General features: G+C 75.7%; 4 protein-coding genes. 3 read left to right on the plus strand and 1 reads right to left on the minus strand.

Going from position 1 to position 2,857, the window contains the following annotated elements; translation table 11 throughout:
• Positions 1-210: 210 nt before the first annotated feature.
• A complete protein-coding gene (locus tag FNQ90_RS18410; protein WP_182607386.1) occupies positions 211-861 on the minus strand; it encodes a SecDF P1 head subdomain-containing protein in 651 nt (216 codons plus the stop codon).
• A 152-nt stretch (positions 862-1,013) separates the two neighbouring features.
• Between FNQ90_RS18410 and FNQ90_RS18415 the strand changes: the two genes are divergently transcribed.
• The 3 genes from FNQ90_RS18415 to FNQ90_RS18425 all read left to right on the plus strand — a co-directional run.
• Positions 1,014-1,508 (plus strand): ankyrin repeat domain-containing protein, encoded by a 495-nt coding sequence (locus tag FNQ90_RS18415; RefSeq protein ID WP_182607387.1) that lies wholly within the window; start codon positions 1,014-1,016, stop codon positions 1,506-1,508.
• A gap of 43 nt (positions 1,509-1,551) precedes the next feature.
• Entirely contained in the window at positions 1,552-2,241 is a 690-nt protein-coding gene (leuE, locus tag FNQ90_RS18420) for a leucine efflux protein LeuE (RefSeq protein ID WP_182607388.1), read from the plus strand.
• Between the two features lie 157 nt (positions 2,242-2,398).
• On the plus strand, positions 2,399-2,857 hold a 459-nt coding region (locus tag FNQ90_RS18425; RefSeq protein ID WP_323380048.1), incomplete at its 3' end, for a sensor histidine kinase.

Here is a 2,857-nt window from a genome sequence, read left to right on the forward strand (position 1 = left end):
GTTCATGTCCCGACGATGGTCTCCGGGAGGGGTGGACGGCAAGCGGGTTCCGCCGGACGGCGGTCGGGAGCGTCGCGTCGACGCGGTCGGGGTCTCCACCACGGTGTCCCGCATCCGCCCCCGGGGTTGGCCGTGCGGGCCTCTCCCCGGGGTGTGACGTCGATGGGTGGCCCGGGGCCGGCGGACTGTCGAGCGTCGGCGTCCGGCCGGTCAGCCGCCGAGGCGGTCGACGAGTTCCTCGGCCTCCTCGTCACTCACGCCGACCACCTGGAGCGTCCCGCCCTCCAGCCGCTCCGCGACGGTGGGTGCCATCAGCAGTTCCTCGCCGAGGACGACGGCCAGGCGGTTGCCCGGATCGGAACGGGAGGCGACCTCGCCGGTGAGGTCGGCCATCGCTCCGGCGTCGGACTCCACCAGCGTCACCTGCACCACCGTGCCGACGCCCTGCTGCGAACCGTCGACCGTCTCGACGCCCGCCAGTTCCTCGACGACCAGCTCCTCGTCGCTCGCGACGGTCAGGCAGGTGTTCCCGTCCGGGGTGGTGAAGGCGTCCCGGCCCGGGTCCTCGCAGGCGCCGGGCAGCACCTCCTCCACCGGCACCAGTCGCAGCGGCTCCTCCGGGGTCACCCCGCCGCCGGGCACCGCCTGCTCGCCCGCCGTGTCGCCGTTCCCGGAGCCGCTGCCGTCCTCCCCGTCGTCGCCGTTGTCGGCCAGCCCCAGTGCGAAGACGCCGAGCAGCAGACCGAGCACCACCAGCACGCCCAGGGCCACGGCGGCGCCCATCCCGCGCGGTTTCTCGCCCCCCTCGCCCGGCGGACGGCCGGGGGTCGGATCGTCGGACGGCGGCGGGGTCGGCTGCATGGGAATCCTCTCCTCGGCGCCCGGGTATCCCCGGGCGGTCGGCGGCTCACCCGGCCCGCGCCGGCGGGGCCCCCGCGTCGCTGTTCCGTCGTACCCGGCTTCTGTTCGGTTCCTGTGCCTTCCCATACCCGGCCGGGCCCCCGGTGATCCCGATGCGGCGGTACCGTGCCGCCGTGACGCGACGACGGGTGAAGAAGCGGCGCCGGCGGTTCGAACGGGCGGTGGAGCGGGACGACGCCGGGACGGTCCGGCAGTTGCTGCGCTCGGGGTTCGACCCCTCCCTCCCCGGCCCGGACGGGTTCGGGCCGCTGTACGCGGCAGCCCTCGCCGGGGCCCCGGCCGTGGCGCGGGAGTTGCTGCGGGCCGGGGCCGATCCGGACGCGGCGACCCCGGGGGAGGACGGGACCGGCGGCACCCCGTTGGGCGCGGCGGCGGCGTGGAACCACACGGCGGTGATCCGGGTGCTGCTCGCCGCCGGTGCCGACCCCCGGTCGCGGGAGGGCCCGGCGGGGCACGACCGGACCCCGTTGGAGTGGGCCGAGCGCCAGGGCTTCCGGGAGGCGGCGGAGTTGCTGCGGGCCGGGGTCCCGGCCACGACGGTCACGCCGCCCGCCGGTGCCGGGCAGGCGCCGGCGGGCGGCCGGTGAAACCCGCTTCGCCCCGGACGGGTCGGTGTGGCACGCTGCGCCCGTGCTGGGTATCACCGATCTCCCCACCTACCTGGTGGGCCTGGCCCTGATCATTCTGTTGCCGGGGCCGAACTCGCTGTACGTGCTGTCCGTCGCCGCCCGTCGTGGTGTCCGCCAGGGGTACCGGGCGGCGGGCGGGGTGTTCTGCGGCGACGCGGCGTTGATGATCCTCTCCGCCGGGGGTGTGGCCTCGTTGCTGCAGGCCAGCCCGGCGGCGTTCACCGTGGTGAAGTTCCTCGGCGCCGGGTACCTGACCTGGCTGGCGATCGGGATGCTGCGCGGTGCGCTGGCGCTGTGGCGCCGCCGCCGCCGCGAGGAGAGCCCGGCGCTCGCCCCGGACGGGAGCGACACGGCCCCCGCCCCCGCCGGTGGTCGGGTGCCCGTCGAGCGACCCTTCCGGCGCGCGCTGACGGCGAGCCTGCTGAACCCGAAGGCGATTTTGTTCTTCGTCTCCTTCTTCGTGCAGTTCGTGGACCCCGCCTACCCGCATCCCGCGCTGTCCTTCCTCGCGCTGGGGGTGCTGGTGCAGATCTTCAGCCTCACCTACCTGAGCGTCCTGATCCTCACCGGCGCCCGGTTGGCCGCCGCCTTCCGCCGCCGGCGGCGGTTGAGCGCCGGGGCCTCGGCGGCGGCCGGCGGGCTGTTCCTGGGGTTCGCGGTGAAGCTGTCCCTGGCGACCGCGAGCGGCTGACGGGGCGGGGCCGGCCGCTCGGGAACCCTGCCCCGGCACAGGCGGTGCACGTAGGCTCGATGGCAGGGGGCACGGGTGATCGGTCCGCGGCCCCCGGTCGGACGGCGCGACCGTCCGGCCCCGACCCGGGGGCGACGCGACGAGGGAGGCGGCCGCCGTGATGGCCTGGATGTGGATCGTGGGGATCTTCCTGATCTGCGGCGGCGGGGCGTGGATCGCCGAGACCCTGCGCGACGGCCGGCAGAACCGTCACGAACGGCGGCTGGAGGAGTTGCGCATCCGGGAGCGGCAGTTGCGCCGGGCGGAGGAGCGGGAACGGCCGCCGGAGCCGGTGTGCGGATGCGGCCACCACCTCGCGATGCACGATCGGGACGGCCACTGCCACGAGGTGGTCCGGCGCCCCACGGGCTGGGACGCCGACCGCAAACCGCTGGGGTACGAGCCCGCCGACTGCCTGTGCCGGCAGTACGTGGGGCCCCAACCGTTGTCCCGGATCTTCGCCGAGGACCTCACCGACCACGAGCCGTTGAACCTCCGCAAGCCGAACGACGGGGCCCGGGCCCTGTCCGACGGGCGGGATCCGGAGGGCCCGACGGGGGAGGGCCGAAGCCCGGGC

This window comes from Streptomyces alkaliphilus (assembly GCF_014141535.1).
Lineage (GTDB): Bacteria > Actinomycetota > Actinomycetes > Streptomycetales > Streptomycetaceae > Streptomyces > Streptomyces alkaliphilus.

What these genes read in the sequence shown, in the direction of transcription:
- FNQ90_RS18410 (WP_182607386.1), bottom strand. Translation starts at nt 861, where the DNA reads ATGCAGCCGACCCCGCCGCCGTCCGACGATCCGACCCCCGGCCGTCCG.
- FNQ90_RS18415 (WP_182607387.1), top strand. Translation starts at nt 1,014, where the DNA reads ATGCGGCGGTACCGTGCCGCCGTGACGCGACGACGGGTGAAGAAGCGG.